The sequence below is a fragment of the Burkholderia sp. AU38729 genome (assembly GCF_020419725.1).
GTDB lineage: Bacteria > Pseudomonadota > Gammaproteobacteria > Burkholderiales > Burkholderiaceae > Burkholderia.
Map to the genome: position 1 here is coordinate 12810 of NZ_JAIZQO010000006.1, position 24780 is coordinate 37589.

Below are 24780 nucleotides of genomic sequence, written 5' to 3' on the forward strand. Positions count from 1 at the left end.
GCTGTCTACTATCGAACTATCCCCGACGCGCCCCTGGCTCGCCGGCGGCCATAACGCACAGGAGACACGCATGTCTGATGGAGCTACCGCCCGCGCGGTGCCGGCCTACGCCGACGCCGTGGCCCGGTTCAGTATCGAGACCGCCGCGCAGCAACTGCACGGCGACCTGGAGCGCGGCCTGAACGCGTGCGTGGAATGCTGCGACCGCCACGCATCGGCGGACGCGATCGCGCTCGACTGGATCGACGCCGGCGGCCAGCACCATCGCTACACGTTTGCGCAGATGAAGGCGCTGTCGGCACGCGTCGCGAACCTGCTGGTCGCGCAGGGCGTGAAGCCGGGCGACGTGGTGGCGGGCCTGTTGCCGCGCACGCCCGAACTCGTCGCGACGATCCTCGGCACGTGGCGCGCGGGCGCCGTCTATCAGCCGCTGTTCACCGCATTCGGCCCGAAAGCGATCGAGCACCGGCTGCGCATGAGCGATGCACGCCTGGTCGTGACCAACGTCGCGAATCGCGCGAAGCTCGACGAGATCGCCGATTGCCCGCCCGTTGCGACGGTGCGCGAGACGGGCGAAGCGCTGGCGGAAAGCGACATCGATTTCCGCGCGGCGCTCGACGCGCAGTCCGACGCGTTCGAGCCGGTGCTGCGCAAGGGCACGGACCTGTTCATGATGATGTCGACGTCGGGCACGACGGGCTTGCCGAAGGGCGTGCCGGTGCCGCTGCGTGCGCTGCTCGCGTTCGGCGCATACATGCGCGACGCGGTGGACCTGCGTGCCGGCGACCGGTTCTGGAACATCGCCGATCCGGGCTGGGCATACGGCCTCTATTACGCGATCACGGGCCCGCTGCTGCTCGGCCACGCGACGACGCTCTACGAAGGCAGCTTCACGGTCGACAGCACGTACGACCTGATCGAACGGCTCGGGATCACGAGCCTCGCCGGCTCGCCGACGGCCTACCGGATGCTGATGGCGGCCGGCACGGACGCGGCGGCGCGGCTGAAGGGCAAGCTGCGCGTGGTCAGCAGCGCGGGCGAACCGTTGAATCCGGAAGTCGTGCGCTGGTTCGACGCGGCGCTCGGCGCGCCGATCTACGATCACTACGGCCAGACCGAGCTCGGGATGGTCGTGAACAACCACCACGGCCTCGCGCATGCGGTCCACGCCGGGTCGGCCGGCTTGGCGATGCCCGGCTACCGCGTCGCGGTGCTCGACGACGCGAGCCGCGAGCTCGGCCCCGGCGAGCCGGGCAACCTCGCGATCGACATCGCACGCTCGCCGCTGCTGTGGTTTCACGGCTACTGGCAGCAGGACACGCCGGCGATCGCGGGCGGCTATTACCGGACCGGCGACAACGTCGAGCTGGAGCCGGACGGCACCGTGAGCTTCATCGGCCGCGCGGACGACGTGATCACGTCGTCCGGCTACCGGATCGGCCCGTTCGACGTGGAAAGTGCGCTGATCGAGCATCCGGCCGTGAGCGAGGCCGCCGTCATCGGCGTGCCCGACGCGGAGCGCACGGAGATCGTCAAGGCGTTCGTCGTGCTGTCGAAAGACTACGACGGCACGCCGGCGCTGGCGGAGGAACTGAGCCTGCACGTGAAGCGGCGGCTGTCCGCTCACGCCTATCCGCGCGCGATCGACTTCGTCGACGCGCTGCCTAAAACCCCGAGCGGCAAGATCCAGCGCTTCGTGTTGCGCAAGATGGAAGCCGAGAAGGCCGCTCAACCCTGAACACAACCTGTACGGACTGCGAATGGATATCAAGGATCGCGTTTTTCTGATCACGGGCGCCGGTTCCGGCCTCGGCGCCGCGGTGGCGCGCATGGTGGTCGCGGAAGGCGGCAAGACCGTGCTGCTGGACGTCAACGAAGAAGCAGGCGCGGGCTTCGCGCACGAACTCGGTGGGGCCGCACGCTTCGTGAAGACCGACGTGACGAGCGAAGCCGATGGGCAGGCGGCCGTCGCCGCCGCGCGTGACGCGTTCGGCCGCATCGACGCGCTCGTCAACTGCGCGGGCGTCGCGCCGGGCGAGAAGGTGGTGGGCCGCGAGGGTCCGCATTCGCTCGACCGCTTCGCACGCGCGGTGTCGATCAATCTGGTCGGCACGTTCAACATGATCCGGCTGGCCGCCGACGCGATGTCGAAGCAGGAGCCCAATGCGGAAGGCGAGCGCGGCGTGATCGTCAACACCGCGTCGGTCGCGGCGTTCGACGGGCAGATCGGACAGGCCGCGTATGCGGCGTCGAAGAGCGGCGTGGTGGGCATGACGCTGCCGATCGCGCGCGAACTTGCGCGGTTCGGCATTCGCGTCGTGACGGTCGCGCCGGGCATCTTCGCGACGCCGATGATGGCCGGCATGCCGCAGGACGTGCAGGACGCGCTCGGCAAGAGCGTGCCGTTCCCGCCGCGGCTCGGCCGCCCGGAAGAATTTGCGGCGCTGGTGCGCCACATCGCCGAGAACACGATGCTGAACGGCGAAGTCATCCGTCTCGATGGCGCGTTGCGCATGGCACCGCGCTGACACTGGAGGAAACGAATCATGACGACTCAGGATCCGATCGTAATCGTGGGTATGGCGCGTACGCCGATGGGTGGTTTTCAGGGCGACCTGGCGGCCGCCAGCGCGAGCGACCTCGGCGCGGTAGCGATTCGCGCGGCGCTCGAGCGCGCGAACGTGCCGGCCGAGCGCATCGATGAAATCGTGTTCGGCTGCGTGCTGCCGGCGGGCCAGGGCCAGGCGCCGGCGCGGCAGGCCGCGCTGAAGGCCGGGCTGCCGCTCGCGGCGGGTGCGACCACGGTCAACAAGATGTGCGGCTCGGGGATGAAGGCCGCGATGTTCGCGCACGACCTGCTGCTGGCGGGCTCGGCAGGCGTGGCCGTCGCGGGCGGGATGGAGAGCATGACGAATGCGCCGTACCTGCTGCCGAAGGCGCGCGCGGGGATGCGCATGGGTCACGGGCAGGTGCTCGATCACATGTTCCTCGACGGGCTCGAGGACGCGTACGAGAAGGGCCGCCTGATGGGCACGTTCGCCGAGGATTGCGCGCAGGCGTACCAGTTCACGCGCGAGGCGCAGGATGCGTTCGCGATCGCATCGCTGACGCGCGCGCAACGGGCGATCGCCGACGGGCACTTCGTGTCGGAAATCGCGCCGGTGACCGTGAAGGCCGGCAAGACCGAAACGGTCGTGTCGATCGACGAACAGCCGGGCAAGGCGAAGCTCGACAAGATCCCGACGCTGAAGCCGGCGTTCCGCGACGGCGGCACGGTGACGGCCGCGAATGCGTCGTCGATCTCGGACGGCGCGGCCGCGCTCGTGATGATGCGCCGCTCGGAAGCCGAGCGCCTGGGCCTCACGCCGAAGGCCGTGATCGTCGGGCATTCGACCTACGCGGACAAGCCGGGCCTGTTCGCGACCGCGCCGATCGGCGCGCTGCGCAAGCTGTCGGAGAAAACCGGCTGGAGCCTGCGCGACGTCGACCTGTTCGAGATCAACGAAGCGTTCGCAGTGGTGCCGATGGCCGCGATGCGCGACCTCGACCTGCCGCACGAGAAGGTCAACGTGCACGGCGGCGCGTGTGCGCTCGGGCATCCGATCGGTGCATCGGGCGCGCGCGTGATGGTGACGCTGCTGGCCGCGCTCGAAACGTACGGGATGAAGCGCGGCGTCGCGTCGCTGTGCATCGGCGGCGGCGAGGCGACGGCGATCGCGATCGAGCGCGTCGCGTAACGTATCAAGCGTAGTTCGCACGCTGCGACGCGGGCGACGGGTATCGTGCGGGATTCTTTCGTGCGCTGCTCGTCGCCCGTTTTGTTTTTGGAGGCCTCGTATGGGCCTGTCGATCAATCGATACGAAACCCGCTAGGATGTGACCAAACCGTTTCGTTGTGCGACCTTTACGAGTTCCACCATATTCGAAGTGTGGAGCTTGCTCATGAGACGTACCTTATAGGTACTCACCGTTTTGTGACTGAGCATGAGGGTACGTCCGATTTCCTGGTTGTTCATTCCTTTAACCAGCAGGCCGAGGACCATCATTTCGCGGTCGGTGAGGCCATCGAGTCCTGCGGTCGCGCCGGTGCCTTCACTCGTCGCGACCTCCTGCAAGTTTTCGCGGAGCATGTTGGTGACCACCTGCGGGAAATACGAATAGCCGGCGAGCAAGGCCTTCACGGCCTTGGATATTTCATCCAGCCCGTCGTCCTTGCAAACGAAGCCTGACGCGCCGGCTTGCAGGCAACGCATTGCATAGTTGCGCGTGTCACCGGACGTGAGCACCAGGATGCCGGCGTTCAGTTCGGTGCCGCGCAGGCGCTCCATGACCGAGAAGCCGTCCAGATCGGGAATGACCAGATCCAGGACAACCAGATCGGGCTTGAGCGTCCGGACAGCCTGGACGCCGTCCACCCCCGTGCGGCATTCCGCGACGACTTCATGGCCGTCACGCTCCAGGACCATTCGTACCGCCATTCGAATCAGCGGGTGGTCGTCCACGATCACAATACGACGATTCACTGTCCCCTCTGCGCAATTGATCTCTATTGGCCAAACACACCATCCATAACCTGGTGGCCCCTCTGGCGAATGTTTGTTTGGATGATATTGCCGCTAACCATACTTGAACGCAGATTGATCGCGAATGGGCTGAGTGGCTGGTCAGATATTTCCCGGTGAAAAACAGACTCTTCCGAATGGCCTGTCCCGGGGCCTGGGCGGTAAATTTGTTCACGCGATGGCGCCACGGTTTTTCCGGCGTCAGCACGTTTGGCGGACCATCATTTTTCGGCTCATATTGATCGGAGTAAGACATGAAGAAGAAACTCGCGGGATTGGGACTCGTTGCAGGTGTATTGGCTGTTGCCGGTCATGCGCAGGCGGAAACCTCCGCGGAGATCAAGATCACCGGCAAGATCTTGCCCGATGCGTGCAATCTCACGATCGGCAACGGTGGTGTCTATGATTTCGGCTCCATCGCGTCGGCAAATCTTTACCAGGATAAGACGACGCAACTCCCGGGCAAACTTCAGACCGTGTCCATCTCCTGCAATGCGGCCGCGAAGGTTGCGTTGAACGTGCGGGACAATCGGTCCGGCACGGCCGCCGGCGGCGCGGGCGACGACACCGAATTCGGCCTGGGCAACGGCAAGGTTGGCTACTACAAGCTGAGTCTGGGCGGTGCCACGGGTGACAACAGCGGTGTGGATATCGTGGCCGCTCCGGCTGGATCCGACGCGTGGGCTTCCGATGCGGCGGGGCTGATGACGAAAGGCAGCGCGCGCAAATCGTTTGCGAAACCTGGCGACGTGACGCCCGGCGCATACAAGACCGTCACGGCCAATCTGACCGTGATCCCGACGATCAACAAACTGTCGGAACTGGATCTTTCCGGCGGCAGTGTCGATCTGGATGGCTCGGCGACTATCGAAATGGCCTATCTGTAAACAGGTGAGATCCGGACTGGATCAGGATGTCGGACGGCTGCAACGGCTGACGTTCGAGTCGCCTCTCTCGAGCGCGTGCATTAGCGTGGAGGCCTGAGTGACGAGATACCGGTCCGTATTGCTGCCGTTAGTGGGGGCTGGAATTGGCGTAGCGGCTGTCGACGCATGGGCTCCGGATGCCGCGTGTCTGCCAGCGCTCGGGCGATCGTGCCTTCGAGAGACGCACGTGGGAATGAGGTGAATCGAACCATCGGCACGACGCATCTAGCGGAAAATGATTCGCAATCCGAATGACAATGCTGGAAGTGGACGCCCATGCCATTCCAAACGAAAGGGATATTCAGATGAGCTTGAAGCAGTGGTGTGTACGTTCCGTGCTCGCCTGCACTTTGTCGAGCACGGGCGCGGCATCGGCGGACGATCTTAAATTCAACGGCCAGGTCGACCTGAGTCTCAACGGTCAAATCAGATCGGTCGGCGCGTGCAACTTGACGCTGGAAAACGGCGGCGTCGTCGATATCGGCAATCTGTCGAAAGACGATTTTCCCAAGGATTCGTACTTTACGCTTGAACGCAGCATGTCGTTTCAGGTGGGCTGTCCGCGCCCGACCAAGGTCGGATTCGTGCTGATCGACAACGTCGGTGCAGGCGATCAGAACGATCAATCATTTAGTCTGAGCAATCCGAAAATTGGTTCGTACTACATGGTGTTAAGTACCGGTGACTACCGCGTGGTCGACGGAAAAAGAGCGCAATCGCTTCTCCACTCCTATGGCGACACGTGGAAGAGCGCTTCATGGGGGGGATGGGATGTGATCCGCGGGCGTACCTATTCATGGGGTGTTGGAGGATCGGATCCGGCGGCGGGCACGTGGATGCAAGACATGTTGCGGATCTCGGTCTCTTTCGAGCCTCAAGACATTCCGTTCACCGACGAGATGGAGATCGCCGGTTCCGCGACCCTCGAACTTGTATACCTGTAGCGACCGCTCATTTCGTGGCTGACTCCGCTTGTCGGTCCACTGCGTTCGAGGGAAGTTCTTCAAACCCTGACGGTGGCGCGGGTTTGGAAATAACAGGCACCGGGTGGTCAATGTATCCGCGTGGTGGAGCGATGGTTTGTCCGATATCGGCACGTGTGATGCTTGACTCGGGCCTTCATTTTTTTGGTTCGTTTTCTATTGGAATAAGGCGATGAAGAAGAAACTCGCAGGACTGGGGCTGGTTGTCGGTTCATTGGTCGCTGCCGGTCATGCGCAGGCGGACACGTCGACGGAGATCAAGGTCGCCGGCAAGATCGTGCCCGATGGTGCGTGCAATCTCACGATCAGCAACGGCGGCGTCTATGATTTCGGCGTCATCGCGTCGGAAAATCTTCACCAGAACAAGACGACACAATTCGTTCCCAAGTCGCAGACTGTCGCCGTGACGTGCAATGCAGCCACCAAGGTCGCATTGAGCGTGCGGGACAACCGCGCGGGTACGGCCGCCGGCGGCACGGGAGAAGACTTCGAGTTCGGCCTGGGCAAGGGGAAGGTCGGTTACTACACACTGACCGCTTCCAGCGCCATGAGCGACGGCGGTGACGCCAAGCTGGATGTTCTGGCGGCTCCGGCTGGATCCAGCGCGTGGGCTTACGACGAGGCGAGGCTGATGACGAAAGGTAGCGCGCGCAAAGCGTTTGCGGATCCAGGCAGCTTGACGCCGGGCGCATACAAGTCCATCGCAATCTATTTAGCGGCGACCCTGACGATCAACAAATTGTCGGACCTGGATCTTTCCAGTGGCAATGTCGATCTGGATGGTTCGGCGACCCTCGATCTGACCTATCTGTAAAAAGGCGCGGTCGGAGCGGGCCCGGACGGCTGACGTTCGGCCTGTCGTTTCCCGAACGCTCATTTTCGGCAGGCAGATCAATGACGGGAATGGGCCCAGCAACCGGCCAAGGTCGGATTCGACGTGACCGACAATCGCGCCGGTACGCAACTGCCTTGGCCTTATAAACGGGGAAGGGGATCCGGACCCGATGAGATCGCTTGGGCTACCGTCCCTATTCGTGGAAAGGCAGTGCTGGCGGCGCAGGGGAGCGAGCCCGTGGCGCTCAAGACACCGACGAGCCCGTTTTCCGCCATCGGTCATTTCGAAGCCGGCATCGTTGTTCACGGATGATCTCGTGACCGAGGGTTTCGCCACGCTGGAACTCGCTACCTGTAACGTCCGCCCTCTCGAATAGCGCGCTTGGCGGTAACCGCCACATCGCCGCAGCGGCCTCTTCCGCTGCTCTCGTTGAATTTCCTCAAACCTCGGACGTAACGGTCATTCTCGTCCATAAAATCCATTTAAGTTGGATTGCTAATCATGTGCAGCCGTGTCGTGTGTCTATCGTCTCATATTCAGTCTTTCTCGTCGTGCCGGCATGCATTGGCGAAGGCCATTCTGACGGCCGGATTGCCGATATGCCTGAGCGTTCCGGCCGTTGCGCAAGCGTCGGGCGTCCTGCCGGAATCTTCCGTGGTGATCCTGAACGAAGCGGACGGCGAAGCCACGATGAATGTGAAGAATACAGAGTCGATTCCGCTGCTGCTGCATGCATCCATACAGAACACGCCGGAAGATCAAGCGTTGCTGGTCGTGGCGGTGCCGCCGGTGAGCCGGGTGGAAGGCCAGGATACGCAACTGGTGCGATTCCTGCTGCAGAGCCCGGCGCCGCTCCAGGTGCAACGGCTCAAACGCGTGACGTTCGAGGGCATTCCACCCAAGGGCCCCGACGGCAAGGCGCGCATCAGCATGACGATTCGCCAGAACCTGCCGTTGATCATCCATCCCGCCACGCTCGCGAAGCATGCCTCCCCCTGGACGCTGCTGCAGTGGTCGGTCGCGGACGGCAAGCTGCGCGTGCGCAACGACAGCCCGTATGTGGTGCGTCTGGGGCAAGGCGTGCAACTTCTGCCGGAAAAGACCGCCGTGGATCTGGGCAAGACCTATGTGCTACCCGAAAGCACCGTGGAAGTCTCGCTGCCGAAGGGGGCCGGTGCGCGGGCAACCGGCGTCAAACTGTCGCCGGCGACGATCTACGGCTACGAAGTCGACAGCTACGAGGCCCCGCTCGTCAATCTCACGACGCAACAGTAATGCGGCTCGATCGTGCCGCGCGCCGGGTACGGCCCCAACGCGAATCGAACGCGTACCGCAATGGGACGGCCGCATCGCTGTTGATGTTGCTGGCGAGTGCCTACCCGTCGCGGGCGCACGCGCAGACAGCCACGCCGCCTGACACGGCATCCGCCGTCCAAGCGACGACCGCGCAAACCACGCTCGATCCGGCGTCCGTCGATGCAGCCTTCAACTTCGATACGAGCATCCTGCAGCAGCGCGGGCTCGATCCACAGATCGCCGACTATTTCCGCACCATGCCGCGGTATCGGCCTGGCCGCAGCCGCGTTGTCGTCTACGTCAACGACATTCGGCGAGGGCGGATCAATACGCGGTTCGACGAGAACGGCGCGCCGTGCTTCGATCGCGCGTTTCTGGATGCGGCCGGAATGGTTGTGCCCGACGCAAAGTGCGGGATACCCGGCGATGCGGAACCCGACACGTGCTACGACTTCGCGCGGGCATTCCCCGGCACGGATGTGGCGCTCAGGCCGGGGCGGGAAGAGGTTCGGCTCGTCGTACCGACCACGGCGCTTCGTCAGGCGGTAGCGGACTTCTCCGGTTACAGCCGGGGCGGCAACGCGGCGCTGCTGAACTACGAGCTGATGACCCTGCGTAGCGAGGCGAGCGGCATGCCGGGCTCGAACTTCCTGTCGCTCAACACTGAAATCGGCGTGAACGCCGGCGACTGGATCCTGCGCAGCCGCGCCTATTCTCAACGTCAGGACAATTCAGGATTCCAGAGTCGCCACCTCTACGCATACGGCCAGCGAACCTGGCTGCGATGGGGCGCCACGTTGCAGGCCGGACAGATCAATATCGCCAACTCCGTGCTGACCGGCGCGCCGTTGACCGGCATCCAGGTGTTTCCCGATGCCGCGCTGAGCAAGCAGGAGCGCAACATCGTCATGGTCGAAGGCGTGGCGCAATCGCAAGCGCGCGTCGAGGTGCGACAGGCGGGCGGGTTGATCTATACCACGATCGTGCCGGTCGGCCCCTTCGCGCTTACGGACTTGCCGCTGCTCAACGACAGCAACGACCTGGAGGTGACCGTCATCGAGTCCGATGGTGCGCGACGCAGCTTCGTCGTGCCCGCTGCGTCGATCGGCGCGGGGGCGCTCGGGCAGCGGCCGGGCTACGCGTTCGCGCTGGGGAAGCGTCGCAATCTCGACGGCAACAAGGCCCGCAATCCGTGGGTGGCGAGCGCGAGCGGCAACTGGGCGCTCGGCAAGCGCGGTAATGTCGGCGTGGCAGCGCTGTTCGCGCCCGGATACCAGGCCGCCAGTTGGGGCGTGGATATGCGCGTGTCGCAGTCGAGCAGCGTCAAGTTGCAGCAGCGTATGTCGTTGCAGGCCACGAAGTCGGGCACGGAAATCGAGGTCTCGGGCATTTTCGGCGGGTTGCACGAGAACCTGAGCATGAGCTTCAGCAGTGCGTATCAGAGCAACGGCTATCGCACGCTGGACGATTTCACCGTCGATGTCGGCCGGACCGGGTTCGCTGCATCGCGTTACCGGAGCCGGCATACCGCGGCGCTGGCCTGGTCCGATGCGAGGCTGGGCGGTCTGACGTTCGGCTACGCATTCACGAATCAACAGAACGGGGAGCGTACGCAGCGGCTGAATTTATCTTGGGGCAAGAGCTTCGCGTTCGGCACCGTGTCGCTTAACGTCGAGCGCGATCTCAGCCCGCGCCGGGAGGGCCGATATTACGGGAGCCGTGCATATGACAGGCCCGGCAACACCTATTACGCGTCGTTGAGCATCCCGTTCGGCAAGCGCAGTGTCCGCACCTATGCAAGCAATACGAGCGGCTATACGCGTTTCGGCGCCAGCTACAGCGAGCGGATCGGCGATAACCTGAATTACTCGGTCAACGTGGATCGCAACACGCGCGACCGGAGCAACGCGGTGGCAGGTCAAATGGCGGCGACGCCGCGCATTGCCCAGGTCAACCTGGGTTTCTCCGATACCGGCAAGCGCGCCCGGTCGTATTACGCCGGGGCCTCGGGCGGCGTGGTGCTGCACGCGAACGGAGTGACGCTCTCTCCTTATCCCGTGCAGGACACGTTCGGCATCGTGTCGGCGTCGGGCGTATCGAACGTGAAGATCAATACGCCGCAGGGGCCGGTGTGGACCGACCTCTGGGGGCGTGCCGTGGTGCCCCGGCTCTCTGCATACAGCAGCAATCGCGTGGAGGTGATGACCCATACCTTGCCGCGCAACGTCGATATCGGCAACGGTACCCGGCAGGTCGATCCGGGGCGCGGATCGGTGAACCGGATCGACTTCGAACTTGCCCGCGTGCGCCGGGTGCTGCTTAATGCGCGCGACGCCGACGGCATTCCGCTGCCAGCCGGTGCCTATGTGCTGGATGGCCGCCAGCGATATGTCGGCATGGTGCTCGAGCAGGGGCAGGTGTTTCTGAACAACGGCGCCGGCGACGAGGTGTTGCAGGTGGCGTTGCCGGACGGCAGGCAGTGCCGGTTGCAATATGCATTGCCCGAGCCCTCGGGTTCCGGTGCGCTGTTCGAAAGCGCCGATGCCCGATGCATTCTTCAATGAGCCCCTGGCTTCGAGAGACGACATGTTGCAACAACCGAAACGCATTCGCCGGTGGGCGTGGACGATGTGCGCGGGCCTGAGCCTGGGCGGGGCCGCGCAGGCCGCGGACAATTGCCGGATGCATACCGGGCACGCACAACTCGACTACGGTGCCCAGTACCGGCAAACCATTCTGGGGCAGCCCGCATCGCCCTTCGGATACTCGTTGGGAAAACGCCTCGTGTCCGTGAGCATCGTCTGCAAGGAGCCGGTGCGCATGGCGATTTTCCTGCGCGGCGACGCGCTCGACGACGGCGCGTTTCGCTTCGGTCAGCAGGGCGTGCTTTCCGTGACAGCCGGCGACGCCAATCTGGATGGCAGGTCCGTTGCATTGGGCCGTGTCGAGCATGCCGGTCAGCAACCTTCGGAGCCGGCCGGCAGAGTCGGCTTGCATCCGCGCTCGGGCGTTGTCGTCTTGGCGCACGGCGTGCCGGAGGCGGGGAGCCGGTTGAGTTTGCAACTGGAACTGGAACCCGTGATTCCACGCAGCGCGATCGACGTCGTCAACAGCGAATCGCACTGGTCCAGCAGCCATGCGCTGGAGCTGGTTCCGTTCTGAAGGCAACCGGCCGGCGAGCTATTCCGTGACGGCGCAGCGATGAGCCGCGCAGCGGCGGGATGGGCTTTATAGCGCTCATTCCGATCGCTTCGCCTCCGGCGACACCGCCCCGCACGCGCGAATCACGAGCTGCACGACCTGTTCGGTCTTCTCGTCGTACGCCTTCTGCGTGAACGTGCGCTTGCCGCTCAGCGCGCGGATCTGCGCATCGAAATCCGCGTAGTGCTGCGTGGTGGCCCAGATCAGGTACATCAGCGCATGCGCGTCGATCGGCGCGAGCAGCCCGCGCGCGATCCAGCCGTCGATGACCTTCACGCGCGTATCGAACCACGGCTTCACGCGTTCCGACAGGATGTCCTGCATGTGCTCCGCACCGTGGATGATTTCGTTGGCCCAGACCTTCGAGCCGAGCGGGCGCCGCCGCGACAGCGCCATCTTCGCGCGCACGTAGCCGCTGATCGCTACCACCGGATCGTCGTCGGCCTCGAATGTCCCGGCCGCGCGATGCCATTCCTCGAACAGGTCGTCGAGCACGCGGCGGTACAGCGCAAGCTTCGTCGGGAAGTAGTAATGCAGGTTGGCTTTCGGCAAGCCGGCGCGCTCCGCGATCATCGCGGTGCTCGCGCCGTCGAGCCCGCGTTCCGCGAACACGGCCTCCGCGCAGGCGAGCAGATGCGCTTCGTTGGACTCGCGGATGTGCGCCTTGCGTCGCCGCAAAGGCACGGGCGTTTCGTCGCTGTCGGTGGCTGCGGTTGCCGCCTCGTCATGTCTCATCGTTGCCCTCGCGCGGCGGGGGTGCCGCGTTGGGCTTCATTCTAGCCGCTGATTCGCATCGAACGCACGCGTACCGATTTCGCGTAGTCATCGCCATGCTGCGTTGCGGTGGCACGTTTCTCGCTCCATTCATTCACGCAAGAAAGAGATTGATTTGGTCATTTTGATCGTCTAAAACCTGTCCAATCGGACAGGATTCGACGCGCGGCAGAAACCTTTCGGCCCGATTCGTCGGACGATCTTCGCGTATGACCAGGGCATGCACCGCGCTTGGGCGGCGTTGCCCCGAAACAGGCATGACACGCACCGGCACAGACCGGGCCGACGACATCACCGACCCCACAGGAGCGATACGAATGAGCGCGGTATCGGAAACAGTGAAGCGGGCAACTTTCGACACGTCGATCAAGGTCGACGGCAAGCGGTTGTGGGACAGCCTGATGGAAGTCGCGAAGATCGGCGCGACGCCGAAGGGCGGCGTGTGCCGCCTCGCGCTGACCGATCTCGACAAGGCCGGCCGCGACCTGATCGTCAGCTGGGCGAAGGCCGCCGGCTGCACGGTGACGGTCGATACGATGGGCAACGTGTTCATGCGCCGCGCGGGCCGGGTGGCCGATGCGGCGCCGGTCGTCACGGGCTCGCACGCGGATTCGCAGCCGACCGGCGGCCGCTTCGACGGCATCTACGGCGTGCTCGGCGGCCTCGAGGTGATTCGCAGTCTCAACGATCATGGCATCGAGACCGAGCATCCGGTCGAGGTCGTGATCTGGACCAATGAGGAAGGCTCGCGCTTCGCGCCGGCGATGGTCGCCTCCGGCGTGTTCGCGGGCGTGTTTTCGCTCGAATATGGGTTGTCGCGCAAGGACGTGGACGGCAAGACGATCGGCGAGGAGCTGGCGCGGATCGGCTACGCGGGTGACGTGCCGTGCGGCGGACGCAAGCTGCACGCGGCGTTCGAACTGCATATCGAGCAGGGGCCGATTCTCGAAGCGGAATGCAAGACGATCGGCGTCGTGACCGACGCGCAGGGGCAGCGCTGGTACGAGATCACGTTCACCGGCCAGGAAGCGCACGCGGGGCCGACGCCGATGCCGCGGCGGCGCGATGCGCTGCTCGGCGCGTCGCGCGTGGTCGATCTCGTCAACCGGATCGGTCTCGATCATGCGCCGTTCGGCTGTGCGACGGTCGGCATGATGCAGGTCTACCCGAACTCGCGCAACGTGATTCCGGGTCGCGTGTTCTTCACCGTCGATTTCCGTCATCCGGACGACGCGGTGCTCGCGAAGATGGATGCTGCATTGCGCGAAGGTGTGGCGCGCATCGCGGGCGAGATCGGGCTCGAGACCGAGCTCGAGCAGATCTTCTATTACAAGCCGGTCGCGTTCGACGCGGCCTGTGTGGAAGCGGTGCGCAGCGCGGCCGACCGCTTCGGCTTCTCGCATCGCGACATCGTGTCGGGTGCCGGCCACGACGCGTGCTACCTCGCGCAGGTCGCGCCGACGTCGATGGTGTTCGTGCCGTGTGTCGACGGCATCAGCCACAACGAGATCGAGGACGCGACGCCCGCCTGGATCGAGGCCGGCGCGAACGTGCTGCTGCACGCGATGTTGTCGCGCGCATGCGAGCCGGTTTCATGACGCCAGGGCCGTAGCAACCGGCAGGCTGCTCGACGCCTGGCAGCCTGACCGTAGCATTCCTAACAACGACCGCCCCGACTGTGCATTCACAGCCGGCGGGGACGGCTTTGTCTCCACCCAGTCGAAGGAACGCGTATGACCACCCAGCCAACCGGCGATATCGCCGCGCATCGCCTGTCGTCCACGCAACTCTCGTGCGAATTCGCCGACATCGCGCCGCTGCTCGATCCGACTGCCGCGGCGGCCGCCGCCAGCCGCTGCCACTACTGCTACGACGCGCCGTGCGTGCAGGCCTGCCCGACGCAGATCGACATCCCGAGCTTCATCCGCAAGATCGGCAACGGCAACCTGAAGGGCGCCGCGACCGACATCCTGTCGGCGAATCCGCTCGGCGGGATGTGTGCCCGCGTGTGTCCGACCGAGATCCTGTGCGAAGGCGCGTGCGTGCGCAACCATCAGGATGCGCAGCCCGTCGCGATCGGCGCGCTGCAGCGGCATGCAACCGATTGGGCGATGGAGACCGGCGCGGTGCGCTTCACGCGCGCGCCGGACACGGGCCGCCAGGTCGCGGTGGTCGGCGCGGGGCCGGCCGGGCTCGCATGCGCGCACCGGCTCGCGCTCGCTGGGCACCGCGTCACGCTGTTCGACGCGCGCCCGAAGGCCGGCGGCCTCAACGAATACGGAATCGCCGCGTACAAGACCGTCGACGACTTCGCGCAGCGTGAAGTCGAGTGGCTGCTGTCGGTGGGCGGCATCACGTTGCAAACCGGCGTCGCGCTGGGCCGCGACATCACGCTCGGCGCGCTGCGCGAGCAGCACGACGCGGTGTTTCTCGCGATGGGGCTCGGCGGCGTGCGTGCGCTGTCGATCGACGGCGAGCAACTGAACGGCGTGATGAACGCGGTCGATTTCATCGTGCAGGTGCGGCAGGCCGATGCGCTGGAGAACGTGCCGGTCGGGCGGCGCGTGGTGGTGATCGGCGGCGGCAATACGGCCATCGATGCGGCGGTGCAGAGCCGCAAGCTCGGCGCCGAGCGCGTGACGATGGTGTACCGGCGCGGCGTGGAGGCGATGAGCGCGACGTGGGCCGAGCGCGAGTTCGCGCAGAAGAGCGGCGTCACGCTCGTCACGCACGCGAAGCCGGTGTGCATCGCGGGTGAGAACGGGCAGGTGACGGGTGTCGAGTTCGAGGCGGCATCGGGCGAGCGCTTCACCGTCGAAGCGGACATGGTGCTGAAGGCGATCGGCCAGACGCTGGTGCCGGACGCCATCGACGCCGCGTTGCTGACCGCGGACGGCGCGCGCATCGCGGTGGACGCCGACGGGCGCACCGCATGGCCCGACGTGTGGGCCGGCGGCGACTGCGCGGCGACGGGCGGCGTCGACCTCACGGTGCAGGCCGTGCAGGACGGCAAGCGCGCGGCCGCGTCGATCGACGCCACGCTCGCGCAGCGCGACGCGAAGGCCGCGTGAGCGCACCACGCGCGTCACGCACCACGAGCACAACCAACACGACCCCACTCTCACGGAGCCGACCATGGCCGACCTTCGCTGCACCATCGCGGGCATCACTTCGCCGAACCCCTTCTGGCTGGCGTCCGCGCCGCCGACCGACAAGGCCTACAACGTGAACCGCGCGTTCGAGGCGGGCTGGGGCGGTGTCGTGTGGAAGACGCTCGGGCTCGATCCGCACGTCGTCAACGTCAGTTCGCGCTATGGCGCGGTGCAGTGGAACGGCCAGCGCATCGCGGGGCTGAACAACATCGAGCTGATCACCGACCGTCCGCTCGACGTGAACCTGAGAGAGATCGCGCAGGTGAAGCGCGACTGGCCGGACCGCGCGCTGATCGTGTCGCTGATGGTGCCGTGCAACGAGCGCGACTGGAAATGGATCCTGCCGCTCGTCGAGGACACGGGCGCCGACGCGGTCGAGCTGAACTTCGGCTGTCCGCACGGGATGAGCGAGCGCGGGATGGGCGCGGCGGTCGGGCAGGTCCCCGAATATGTGGAGATGGTCACGCGCTGGGTGAAGGAGGGCACGAAGCTGCCGTGCCTCGTGAAGCTCACGCCGAACATCAGCGACATCCGGATGGGGTCGCGCGCCGCGTACAAGGGCGGCGCGGACGGTGTGTCGCTGATCAACACGATCAACTCGATCGTCGCGGTCGATCTCGACCACATGGCGCCGATGCCGATGGTCGACGGCAAGGGCACGCACGGCGGCTATTGCGGCCCGGCGGTCAAGCCGATCGCGTTGAACATGGTCGCGGAGATCGCACGCGACCCGGAAACGCCGAACCTGCCGATCTCGGGCATCGGCGGCATCTCGTCATGGCGCGACGCGGCGGAGTTCATGGTGCTCGGCGCCGGCAGCGTGCAGGTGTGCACCGCCGCGATGCATTACGGATTCCGGATCGTGTCGGACCTGGCCGACGGATTGTCGAACTGGATGGACGAGAAGGGCTACGCAGCGCTCGACGACATCCGCGGCCGCGCGGTGCCGAACGTGACCGACTGGAAATACCTGAACCTGAAGTACGACATCAAGGCGCGCATCGACCAGGACCGCTGCATCCAGTGCGGGCTGTGCCATATCGCGTGCGAGGACACGTCGCACCAGGCGATCACCGCGACGAAGGACGGCGTGCGCCACTTCGAAGTGGTCGATTCGGAATGCGTCGGGTGCAATCTTTGCATGCATGTGTGTCCGGTCGAGCAATGCATCACGATGGAGCGTGTCGATTCGGGCGACTACGCGAACTGGACCACGCATCCGAACAATCCGGCAAGCGCGGAGGCGGGGGCGAGTGCAGGCGCGGCGGCCCCCGAGAAGCACGCGAAGAAGGCTGCTTGACGGCGTCCGGCGAGGCGGGTCATCCTGCATCGCCGCCTTTCGTTCCACCCGGGCCGGCATCGGTTGATGCCGGCGCTGACGTTTTAGTGGAGTGCGTTCGATGAATCACGCAGCGAATCCCGCCGATCCCGACAGCGCCGCGGCGCAGGGCGGCAGCCTGTACAACGACGACCTCGCGCCGACGACGCCGGCGCAGCGCACGTGGAAGTGGTATCACTTCGCGGCGCTGTGGGTCGGGATGGTGATGAACATCGCGTCGTACATGCTGGCGGCCGGGTTGATCCAGGAAGGCATGTCGCCGTGGCAGGCGGTGATGACCGTGCTGCTCGGCAACCTGATCGTGCTCGTGCCGATGCTGCTGATCGGCCATGCGGGCGCGAAGCACGGGATTCCATACGCGGTGCTCGTGCGCGCGTCGTTCGGCACGCAGGGCGCGAAGCTGCCGGCGCTGCTGCGGGCAATCGTCGCGTGCGGCTGGTACGGGATCCAGACCTGGCTCGGCGGCAGTGCGATCTATACCTTGCTGAACATCCTGACCGGCAACGCGCTGCATGGCGCGGCGCTGCCGGTCATCGGCATCGGGTTCGGGCAGCTCGCGTGCTTCCTCGTGTTCTGGGCGCTGCAGCTCTACTTCATCTGGCACGGCACCGATTCGATCCGCTGGCTCGAGAGCTGGTCCGCGCCGATCAAGGTCGTGATGTGCGTGGCGCTCGTATGGTGGGCGACGTCGAAGGCGGGCGGCTTCGGCACGATGCTGTCGGCGCCGTCGCAGTTCGCCGCGGGCGGCAAGAAGGCCGGGCTGTTCTGGGCGACCTTCTGGCCGGGGCTGACCGCGATGGTCGGCTTCTGGGCGACGCTCGCGCTGAACATCCCCGACTTCACGCGCTTCGCGTATTCACAGCGCGACCAGATGATCGGGCAGTCGATCGGGCTGCCGTTGCCGATGGCGCTGCTGTCAGTGGTGTCGGTCGTCGTGACGTCGGCGACCGTCGTGATCTACGGCAACGCGATCTGGGATCCGATCGACCTGACGAGCCGGATGACGGGCATCGGCGTGGGCATCGCGCTCGTGATCCTCACGCTCGACACGATGTGCTGCAACCTCGCCGCGAATCTCGTCGGCCCGGCCTACGACTTCTCGAGCCTGTGGCCGAAGGCGATCTCGTACCGCACCGGCGGGATGATCACCGCGACGATCGCGATCGTGATGATGCCGTGGAAGATCCTCGCGACGACGGACGGCTACATCTTCACCTGGCTCGTCGGCTATTCGGCGCTGCTCGGGCCGGTGGCGGGGATCCTGATGGTCGACTACTTCCTGATTCGCGGCACGCGGCTCGACACGCGCGCGCTGTTCGACGAGCGCGGCGGCTTCAGCTACGCGCGCGGCTGGAACCCGGCCGCGCTGGCCGCGCTCGCGGTCGGCGTGCTGCCGAACCTGCCCGGCTTCCTGCATACGGCCTTTCCGGCGTCGTTTCCGAACGTGCCGGCGTTCTTCAACACGCTCTACACGTACGCGTGGTTCGTCGGCCTCGTGCTGGCGTCATGCGTGTACGGCACCTGGATGAAATGGCGCGCCGGACAGCACGCGCAGATCGTGCGCGCTTGATGCGGCACCCGACAGTCAACGAGGAGGCAACCCCATGGCAATCCTGATTCGTGGCGGCACCGTGGTCGATGCGGACCGTTCCTACCGCGCGGACGTGCTCTGCGCAGCGCCGGAGGATGGCGGCACGATCCTGCAGATCGCCGAGCAGATCGACGCGCCGGCCGGCGCAACCGTCGTCGACGCGCACGACCAGTACGTGATGCCGGGCGGCATCGATCCGCATACGCACATGGAACTGCCGTTCATGGGCACGACCGCGAGCGACGATTTCTACTCGGGCACGGCCGCCGGGCTCGCGGGCGGCACGACGAGCATCATCGACTTCGTGATCCCGAGCCCGAAGCAGCCGCTGATGGACGCATTCCACGCGTGGCGCGGCTGGGCCGAGAAGGCCGCGGCCGACTACGGCTTCCACGTGGCCGTGACGTGGTGGGACGAGAGCGTGCACCGCGACATGGGCACGCTCGTGCGCGAACACGGCGTGTCCAGCTTCAAGCACTTCATGGCGTACAAGAACGCGATCATGGCCGACGACGAGGTGCTCGTGAACAGTTTCTCGCGTGCGCTCGAACTCGGTGCGTTGCCGACCGTGCACGCGGAAAACGGCGAGCTCGTGTTCCAGTTGCAGAAGGCGCTGCTCGCGCGCGGGATGACGGGGCCGGAGGCGCATCCGCTGTCGCGGCCGCCGGAGGTGGAAGGCGAGGCCGCGAACCGCGCGATCCGCATTGCGCAAGTGCTCGGCGTGCCGGTGTATATCGTGCATGTGTCCGCGAAGGACGCGGTCGATGCGATCACCAAAGCGCGCAGCGAAGGGCTGCGCGTGTTCGGCGAGGTGCTGCCGGGCCACCTGGTGATCGACGAGGCCGTCTATCGCGATCCGGACTGGACGCGTGCGGCCGCGCACGTGATGAGCCCGCCGTTCCGCTCGGCCGAGCACCGCGAGGCGCTGTGGCGCGGGCTGCAGGCGGGGCAACTGCATACGACGGCAACCGACCACTGCGTGTTCTGCGCATCGCAGAAGGCGATGGGTCGCGACGACTTCACGAAGATCCCGAACGGCTGCGGCGGTGTCGAGGATCGCATGTCGGTGCTGTGGCATCACGGCGTGAATCATGGCCGCATCACGCCGAACGAGTTCGTGCGGATCACGTCGACGAACGCCGCGCAGATCTTCAACCTGTATCCGCGCAAGGGCGCCGTGCAGGTGGGCGCCGATGCCGATCTCGTCGTGTGGGACCCGGCCGCGACGAAGACGATCTCGGTGAAGACCCATCATCAGCAGGTCGACTTCAACGTGTTCGAGGGGATGACGGTGCAGGGCGTCGCGACGCACACGCTCACGCGCGGCGCCCTCGCGTGGGCCGACGGCGATCTGCGCGCCGTGCGCGGCGCGGGCCGCTACCTGAAGCGGCCGCCGGCGGCCAGTTACTACGAGGCCGCGCGGATCGCGAACCGGTTGCGCGAGCCGCATCCGGTCGAGCGCACCGGCTGAGCGTTGCGTGTCGCGCGGGGCGTGTCGGTTGGAACGACGCGCCCCGCGCATGTTTGAGCGCGCGTCTCCGTTCGTGCCGGCACCGCGCATGCCGCCTCCCCGCATCACGCCAATGCTCTCAATATTTGGGACGAGTGAAAGCGTCGATCGCGCCTTTCCGATCTCCAGGTACATAGAACAACTGAGCAAGTCGACGCAACACGCGATGTCGCGCAAATGCGACCATTTTGTTTGCGTTGTCGGCGTGCATACCGGCGAGTAATATCCACCGACGGCGTTGCGCAGGCGTGCCGGGCCGCTCGCCGAACAGTCCAACAACATTGAGAGCAAGGAGTACGAGGTGGATATTCTGCGCAGTCTCCTGGGTATGCTGTTCCTGCTGCTGGTTGCCTATCTGCTGTCGAACAACCGGCGCGCGGTGAGCGGCCGGACCCTGATCGCCGCGCTGTGCACGCAGCTGGCGATCGGTGCGCTGGTGCTGTTCGTGCCGGCGGGCCGCACGGCGCTGGCGGGGGCCGCGAACGGCGTCAATCGCGTGCTCGACATGGGCAATCACGGCATCGCGTTCGTGTTCGGCGGGCTCGTCGACAGCCGGATGTTCCAGCTGTTCGGCGACGGTGGGTTCGTGTTCGGCCTGCGCGTGCTGCCGATGATCATCTTCGTGACCGCGCTGATCGCGGTGCTGTACTACATCGGCGTGATGAAGTGGATCGTCGCGATCCTCGGCGCGGCGCTCGCGAAAGTGCTCGGCGTGAGCCGCATCGAGGCATGCTCGGCCGTGGCGACGATCTTTCTCGGGCAAAGCGAGATGCCCGCGCTCGTGAAGCCGTTCGTGCGGAACATGACGAGCGCCGAGATCTTCACGGTGATGGCGAGCGGCATGGCGTCGGTCGCGGGTTCGGTGCTGGTCGGCTACGCGGGCCTCGGCGTGCGGATGGAATACCTGCTCGCCGCGTCGTTCATGGCGGTGCCGGGCGGGCTGCTGTTCGGCAAGCTGCTGTATCCGACGGTCGAGCCGAGCCGCGTCGTGGTCGACGGGCTCGACTTCGACGACAAGCGGGCCGCCAACGTGATCGAGGCGGCGGCGTCCGGCGCGTCGGTCGGGCTGCGAATCGCGATCAACGTCGGTGCGATGCTGATCGCGTTCGTGGGGCTCATCGCGCTGATGAACCTGATCGTCGGCGGCGTGGCCGCGTTCGCGGGCTTTCCGCAGATCACGCTGGTGGGTATCATCGGCCACCTGTTCGCGCCGCTCGCGTGGATCATCGGCGTGCCGTGGCACGACGCGGCGCTGGCCGGCAACTTCATCGGCGAGAAACTGATCTTCAACGAGTTCGTCGCGTATGGCGACCTGTCGCCGTACCTGAAGGGCGGCGAGCACGTCGCGGCCGCCGGCCTGCAGGTGCTCGACCCGAAGACGCTCGCGATCGTGTCGTTCGCGCTGTGCGGTTTCGCGAACTTCTCGTCGATCGCGATTCTCGCAGGCGGCTTCAGCGCGGTCGCGCCCGAGCGCCGCTCGGAAGTCGCGCGGCACGGCCTGCGCGCATTGACGGCCGCGACGCTGTCGAACCTGATGAGCGCCGCGATCGCCGGCCTGTTCTTTTCCCTGCACTGAGCCCGCAGCGGCCATCGACCGATCGAGGAGAGGCAACGATGTTCTTACCGCAGGAATTCATTCGCCGGAAGCGCGACGGGCAGCCGCTCGATCGCGACGGGATCGCCGCGTTCGTGCGCGGCGTGACCGACGGCAGCGTGACCGAGGGCCAGGTGGCCGCGTTCGCGATGGCCGTGTATTTCAACGACCTGAGCACCGACGAACGCGTCGCGCTGACGCTCGCGCAGCGCGACTCGGGCGACGTGCTCGACTGGCGCGCGCTGGCGCTCGACGGGCCGGTGATCGACAAGCATTCGACCGGCGGTGTCGGCGATGTCGCATCGCTGATGCTCGGGCCGATGGTGGCCGCGTGCGGCGGCTACGTGCCGATGATCTCGGGGCGCGGGCTCGGACACACCGGCGGCACGCTCGACAAGCTGAGCGCGATTCCCGGCTACAACGTGGCGCCCGACACGGACGCGTTTCGCCGCACGGTGCGCGACGTCGGCGTCGCGATCATCGGGCAGACCGCGCGGCTCGCGCCGGCCGACATGCGCATCTATGCGATTCGCGACGTGACGGCGACCGTCGAGTCGGTCGCGATGATCACCGCGTCGATCCTGTCGAAGAAGCTCGCGGCCGGGCTCGGCGGGCTCGTGATGGACGTCAAGGTCGGCTCCGGCGCCTTCATGCCGACCGCCGAGAAATCGGCGGAACTGGCGCGCAGCATCGTCGACGTCGGCAACGGCGCCGGCATGAAGACGACCGCGATCCTCACCGACATGAACCAGTCGCTCGCGCCGTGCGCGGGCAATGCACTCGAAGTGGTGTGCGCGATCGACTATTTGACGGGCAAGTCGCGCCCGGCGCGCCTGCATGAGGTCACGATGGCGCTTTCCGCTGAGCTGCTCGTTACCGGCGGGCTGGCACGCGATGTCGCAGACGCGCGCGCGAAGTTGCAGCAGGCGCTCGATACGGGGGCGGCCGCGGAACGCTTCGCGAGGATGGTCACGGCGCTCGGTGGCCCTGCGGATCTGATCGACGCACCCGCACGTCATCTCGCGCGGGCGGAGGTGATCGTGCCGGTTCCGGCGCGCACGAGCGGCGTGGTGCAGCGCGTCGATTGCCGCGCGCTCGGGCTGGCGGTCGTCGCGCTCGGCGGCGGCCGCACGCGCGCGGCGGATGCGATCGACTACAGTGTCGGCCTGACGGCGCTCGCGGAGATCGGGCAGCGTGTCGAGGCCGGTGAGCCGCTCGGCTACGTGCATGCCCGCGATGCCGCATCAGCCGCGCACGCGGTGGACGCGATCCAGCGCAGCTACGTGCTGGGCGAAACCGGTGACGCGCCGCCGACCATTTATCAGCAGATCGGCTGATCGATCGTCAGGCGCGGGCATCGGCGATCACTTCACTTCACGTCACGGGTGTATCGCGACGGTCAGGGGTTGGCCGCGCCGATACCTCCCCGCACACAATCGAGGCTACGACGAGATGGAACGACACGAACTGATCGACGCGGCGAAGGCGGCGCGCGAACGCGCGTATGCGCCGTATTCGCGCTTCAAGGTCGGCGCGGCGCTGCAGGCGCGCGACGGGACGATCTTTCATGGCTGCAACGTCGAGAACGCGTCCTACGGACTCTGCAATTGTGCGGAACGCACGGCGCTGTTTTCGGCCATCGCCGCCGGTTATCGTCCGGGGGATTTCACGCGGCTCGCGGTGGTGGGCGACACGGACGGCCCAATCGCGCCGTGCGGCGCGTGCCGTCAGGTGATCATCGAGATCGGCACGCCCGACATCGAAGTGATCCTGGCCAACCTGAAAGGGGCCGTCGAGGTCACGACGGCCCATGCATTGCTGCCGGGCGCGTTCCGGTTGTAACGGCGCGCGCTTCTCCAGTCACGCGCCGCCCGTATCACGCGCCGTCGCGCGCGTCGCGGATCGGGATCACCGTGCGCGCGCCGCACTGGCGCAGCAGGTCGCGCAGCTCGTTGATGACCGGAAACACCTCGTGGTTCCAGTCGGCGCCCTGGGCGTCGTGCGCTTCCTGCTCGCGCTCGACGATCCAGCGATCCTCGCGGAAGATCCGCTCGGTGAACCAGACGAGCAGCGGCCACGCGAGATCGAGCGCGAACGGAATGCCGGGCTTGTGGATCGACAGCAGTCCGAACGTGCGGTTGGTGCGCTGCTCGGCGTCGAGCGGCACGTAGACGATCCACAGGTCCATCACGAGCGTGCCTTCGCTCGAACGGATCTGCAGCGTCTGGTACGGGTAGCCGGTGCGCACCGTCATCACGCTCTTGTCGGACTGGTCGGCCGGCTTCTTGCTGGCGCCGAACACGAGCGCTTCACCCACCGGCTGCTTGCCTTCCATCCGCGCGAACGTGTAGTCGACCTCGACCCAGTCGTCGCCGCGGCGCCGGCCCACCGAGCGCGCGCGCATCTGCCCCATCTGCTTGCGATGCAGGAACTGATGGTTCATGTCCATCAGGTTCTCGTGCATGAACGAGTAGTGGCACTTGACCTCGCGGCCGAAGCGGCGCGTCTTGTATGCGCGGTTGTCCGCCGATTCGAGCGCGGGGAACGGCCGGGTGTCGGCGAGCGTCGCATCGCCCGGGAAGACGAAGATCAGCCCGTGCGCTTCGCGGCACGGATACGCGCGCACGCCGTTGGGCAGCCGCTCGCGGCCGAGGTACGGCACGTCGACGCAGCGGCCGCTGTCGCACGCGTAGGTCCAGCCGTGATAGCAGCAGCGCAGTGTCTCGCCGCTCACGACGCCCGCGTGCAGCGGCACCTGGCGGTGCGCGCAACGATCCTCGAGCGCGTACACGGCGCCGGATTCGGTGCGCACGAGCACGATCGGATCGCCGGCGAAGCGCACGCCGAGCGTCTTGCCGCGTTTCAGCTCGCGCGACCACGCGAGCGGGTACCAGTGATCGGGATGAATCGGCACGCGGCGCAGGTCGCGCACGGCCGCGCCGGAAGAGGGTTCTCCAAGGGTGCCGCTGTCAGGAATGGGCACTGCGCGCATGCGTGACGTCTCCGGGCTGAACGGG

At 66.0% G+C, this 24780-nt stretch carries 20 protein-coding genes; 17 read left to right on the forward strand and 3 right to left on the reverse strand.

Features of this window, described 5'->3' with window-relative positions:
* The first annotated feature begins 70 nt into the window (after nt 1-70).
* The 3 genes from LGM56_RS16930 to LGM56_RS16940 are packed head-to-tail and all read left to right on the forward strand — an operon-like array spanning nt 71 to nt 3737.
* Nucleotides 71-1738, forward strand: a complete 1668-nt coding sequence (locus LGM56_RS16930; protein WP_226205873.1) for an acyl-CoA synthetase — start codon at nt 71-73, stop codon at nt 1736-1738.
* 22 nt (nt 1739-1760) lie between these two features.
* Nucleotides 1761-2528, forward strand: coding sequence for a 3-hydroxyacyl-CoA dehydrogenase (locus LGM56_RS16935; protein WP_226205875.1), 768 nt, complete (start codon nt 1761-1763; stop codon nt 2526-2528).
* A gap of 18 nt (nt 2529-2546) precedes the next feature.
* Nucleotides 2547-3737 (forward strand): acetyl-CoA C-acetyltransferase, encoded by a 1191-nt coding sequence (locus tag LGM56_RS16940; RefSeq protein ID WP_226205878.1) that lies wholly within the window; start codon nt 2547-2549, stop codon nt 3735-3737.
* Nucleotides 3738-3869: 132 nt separating this feature from the next.
* Here LGM56_RS16940 and LGM56_RS36955 read toward each other — a convergent pair whose 3' ends face one another.
* The gene (locus tag LGM56_RS36955) at nt 3870-4523 is read right to left on the reverse strand and encodes a response regulator transcription factor (RefSeq protein WP_089498243.1); all 654 of its coding nucleotides are present in this window, start codon (nt 4521-4523) and stop codon (nt 3870-3872) included.
* Nucleotides 4524-4816: 293 nt separating this feature from the next.
* Here LGM56_RS36955 and LGM56_RS16950 point away from each other — a divergent pair, with 293 nt between their 5' ends.
* The 6 genes from LGM56_RS16950 to LGM56_RS16975 all read left to right on the forward strand — a co-directional run bounded on the left by LGM56_RS16950 (nt 4817) and on the right by LGM56_RS16975 (nt 11764).
* On the forward strand, nt 4817-5449 hold the full coding sequence (locus LGM56_RS16950) for a DUF1120 domain-containing protein (protein ID WP_089498244.1): 633 nt from the start codon (nt 4817-4819) through the stop codon (nt 5447-5449).
* Between the two features lie 290 nt (nt 5450-5739).
* The gene (locus LGM56_RS16955; protein ID WP_089498245.1) at nt 5740-6432 is read left to right on the forward strand and encodes a DUF1120 domain-containing protein; all 693 of its coding nucleotides are present in this window, start codon (nt 5740-5742) and stop codon (nt 6430-6432) included.
* A gap of 211 nt (nt 6433-6643) precedes the next feature.
* Nucleotides 6644-7285 (forward strand): DUF1120 domain-containing protein, encoded by a 642-nt coding sequence (locus LGM56_RS16960; protein WP_175240525.1) that lies wholly within the window; start codon nt 6644-6646, stop codon nt 7283-7285.
* 522 nt (nt 7286-7807) lie between these two features.
* The gene (locus LGM56_RS16965) at nt 7808-8581 is read left to right on the forward strand and encodes a fimbria/pilus chaperone family protein (RefSeq protein WP_226205879.1); all 774 of its coding nucleotides are present in this window, start codon (nt 7808-7810) and stop codon (nt 8579-8581) included.
* A complete protein-coding gene (locus tag LGM56_RS16970; protein ID WP_226205880.1) occupies nt 8581-11166 on the forward strand; it encodes a fimbria/pilus outer membrane usher protein in 2586 nt (861 codons plus the stop codon). The genes LGM56_RS16965 and LGM56_RS16970 overlap by 1 nt, the downstream gene beginning before the upstream one ends.
* A 22-nt stretch (nt 11167-11188) precedes the next feature.
* Nucleotides 11189-11764 carry a hypothetical protein gene (locus tag LGM56_RS16975; RefSeq protein ID WP_089498249.1) on the forward strand — a complete coding sequence of 192 codons (576 nt, stop codon included), beginning with the start codon at nt 11189-11191 and terminating at the stop codon, nt 11762-11764.
* A 75-nt stretch (nt 11765-11839) separates the two neighbouring features.
* Here the strand turns inward: LGM56_RS16975 and LGM56_RS16980 are convergent, their stop codons facing one another.
* On the reverse strand, nt 11840-12538 hold the full coding sequence (locus LGM56_RS16980; RefSeq protein ID WP_226205881.1) for a TetR/AcrR family transcriptional regulator: 699 nt from the start codon (nt 12536-12538) through the stop codon (nt 11840-11842).
* Nucleotides 12539-12894: 356 nt separating this feature from the next.
* Between LGM56_RS16980 and LGM56_RS16985 the strand changes: the two genes are divergently transcribed.
* From LGM56_RS16985 to LGM56_RS17020, 8 genes are all read left to right on the forward strand, one after another.
* Nucleotides 12895-14175: a Zn-dependent hydrolase gene (locus tag LGM56_RS16985; protein ID WP_226205882.1), complete on the forward strand. Its 1281-nt coding sequence runs from the start codon at nt 12895-12897 to the stop codon at nt 14173-14175.
* Between the two features lie 135 nt (nt 14176-14310).
* On the forward strand, nt 14311-15648 hold the full coding sequence (locus LGM56_RS16990) for an NAD(P)-dependent oxidoreductase (RefSeq protein WP_226205883.1): 1338 nt from the start codon (nt 14311-14313) through the stop codon (nt 15646-15648).
* 64 nt (nt 15649-15712) lie between these two features.
* Nucleotides 15713-17029: an NAD-dependent dihydropyrimidine dehydrogenase subunit PreA gene (gene preA / locus LGM56_RS16995; protein WP_089498253.1), complete on the forward strand. Its 1317-nt coding sequence runs from the start codon at nt 15713-15715 to the stop codon at nt 17027-17029.
* 100 nt (nt 17030-17129) lie between these two features.
* On the forward strand, nt 17130-18638 hold the full coding sequence (locus tag LGM56_RS17000; protein ID WP_226205884.1) for an NCS1 family nucleobase:cation symporter-1: 1509 nt from the start codon (nt 17130-17132) through the stop codon (nt 18636-18638).
* Between the two features lie 34 nt (nt 18639-18672).
* Nucleotides 18673-20130, forward strand: a complete 1458-nt coding sequence (hydA, locus tag LGM56_RS17005; RefSeq protein ID WP_226205886.1) for a dihydropyrimidinase — start codon at nt 18673-18675, stop codon at nt 20128-20130.
* A gap of 340 nt (nt 20131-20470) precedes the next feature.
* Nucleotides 20471-21745, forward strand: coding sequence for a NupC/NupG family nucleoside CNT transporter (locus tag LGM56_RS17010; RefSeq protein ID WP_206139005.1), 1275 nt, complete (start codon nt 20471-20473; stop codon nt 21743-21745).
* Nucleotides 21746-21783: 38 nt separating this feature from the next.
* On the forward strand, nt 21784-23100 hold the full coding sequence (gene deoA, locus LGM56_RS17015; RefSeq protein WP_226205888.1) for a thymidine phosphorylase: 1317 nt from the start codon (nt 21784-21786) through the stop codon (nt 23098-23100).
* 115 nt (nt 23101-23215) lie between these two features.
* The gene (locus tag LGM56_RS17020) at nt 23216-23605 is read left to right on the forward strand and encodes a cytidine deaminase (RefSeq protein ID WP_089498257.1); all 390 of its coding nucleotides are present in this window, start codon (nt 23216-23218) and stop codon (nt 23603-23605) included.
* Nucleotides 23606-23639: 34 nt separating this feature from the next.
* Here the strand turns inward: LGM56_RS17020 and LGM56_RS17025 are convergent, their stop codons facing one another.
* Nucleotides 23640-24755: an aromatic ring-hydroxylating oxygenase subunit alpha gene (locus LGM56_RS17025; RefSeq protein WP_039343232.1), complete on the reverse strand. Its 1116-nt coding sequence runs from the start codon at nt 24753-24755 to the stop codon at nt 23640-23642.
* Nucleotides 24756-24780: the final 25 nt, after the last annotated feature.

Coding starts and splice junctions, on each gene's coding strand:
- LGM56_RS16930 (WP_226205873.1), top strand. CDS start 71: ATGTCTGATGGAGCTACCGCCCGCGCGGTGCCGGCCTACGCCGACGCC.
- LGM56_RS16935 (WP_226205875.1), top strand. CDS start 1,761: ATGGATATCAAGGATCGCGTTTTTCTGATCACGGGCGCCGGTTCCGGC.
- LGM56_RS16940 (WP_226205878.1), top strand. CDS start 2,547: ATGACGACTCAGGATCCGATCGTAATCGTGGGTATGGCGCGTACGCCG.
- LGM56_RS16950 (WP_089498244.1), top strand. CDS start 4,817: ATGAAGAAGAAACTCGCGGGATTGGGACTCGTTGCAGGTGTATTGGCT.
- LGM56_RS16955 (WP_089498245.1), top strand. CDS start 5,740: ATGACAATGCTGGAAGTGGACGCCCATGCCATTCCAAACGAAAGGGAT.
- LGM56_RS16960 (WP_175240525.1), top strand. CDS start 6,644: ATGAAGAAGAAACTCGCAGGACTGGGGCTGGTTGTCGGTTCATTGGTC.
- LGM56_RS16965 (WP_226205879.1), top strand. CDS start 7,808: ATGTGCAGCCGTGTCGTGTGTCTATCGTCTCATATTCAGTCTTTCTCG.
- LGM56_RS16970 (WP_226205880.1), top strand. CDS start 8,581: ATGCGGCTCGATCGTGCCGCGCGCCGGGTACGGCCCCAACGCGAATCG.
- LGM56_RS16975 (WP_089498249.1), top strand. CDS start 11,189: ATGTTGCAACAACCGAAACGCATTCGCCGGTGGGCGTGGACGATGTGC.
- LGM56_RS16980 (WP_226205881.1), bottom strand. CDS start 12,538: ATGAGACATGACGAGGCGGCAACCGCAGCCACCGACAGCGACGAAACG.
- LGM56_RS16985 (WP_226205882.1), top strand. CDS start 12,895: ATGAGCGCGGTATCGGAAACAGTGAAGCGGGCAACTTTCGACACGTCG.
- LGM56_RS16990 (WP_226205883.1), top strand. CDS start 14,311: ATGACCACCCAGCCAACCGGCGATATCGCCGCGCATCGCCTGTCGTCC.
- preA (WP_089498253.1), top strand. CDS start 15,713: ATGGCCGACCTTCGCTGCACCATCGCGGGCATCACTTCGCCGAACCCC.
- LGM56_RS17000 (WP_226205884.1), top strand. CDS start 17,130: ATGAATCACGCAGCGAATCCCGCCGATCCCGACAGCGCCGCGGCGCAG.
- hydA (WP_226205886.1), top strand. CDS start 18,673: ATGGCAATCCTGATTCGTGGCGGCACCGTGGTCGATGCGGACCGTTCC.
- deoA (WP_226205888.1), top strand. CDS start 21,784: ATGTTCTTACCGCAGGAATTCATTCGCCGGAAGCGCGACGGGCAGCCG.
- LGM56_RS17020 (WP_089498257.1), top strand. CDS start 23,216: ATGGAACGACACGAACTGATCGACGCGGCGAAGGCGGCGCGCGAACGC.
- LGM56_RS17025 (WP_039343232.1), bottom strand. CDS start 24,755: ATGCGCGCAGTGCCCATTCCTGACAGCGGCACCCTTGGAGAACCCTCT.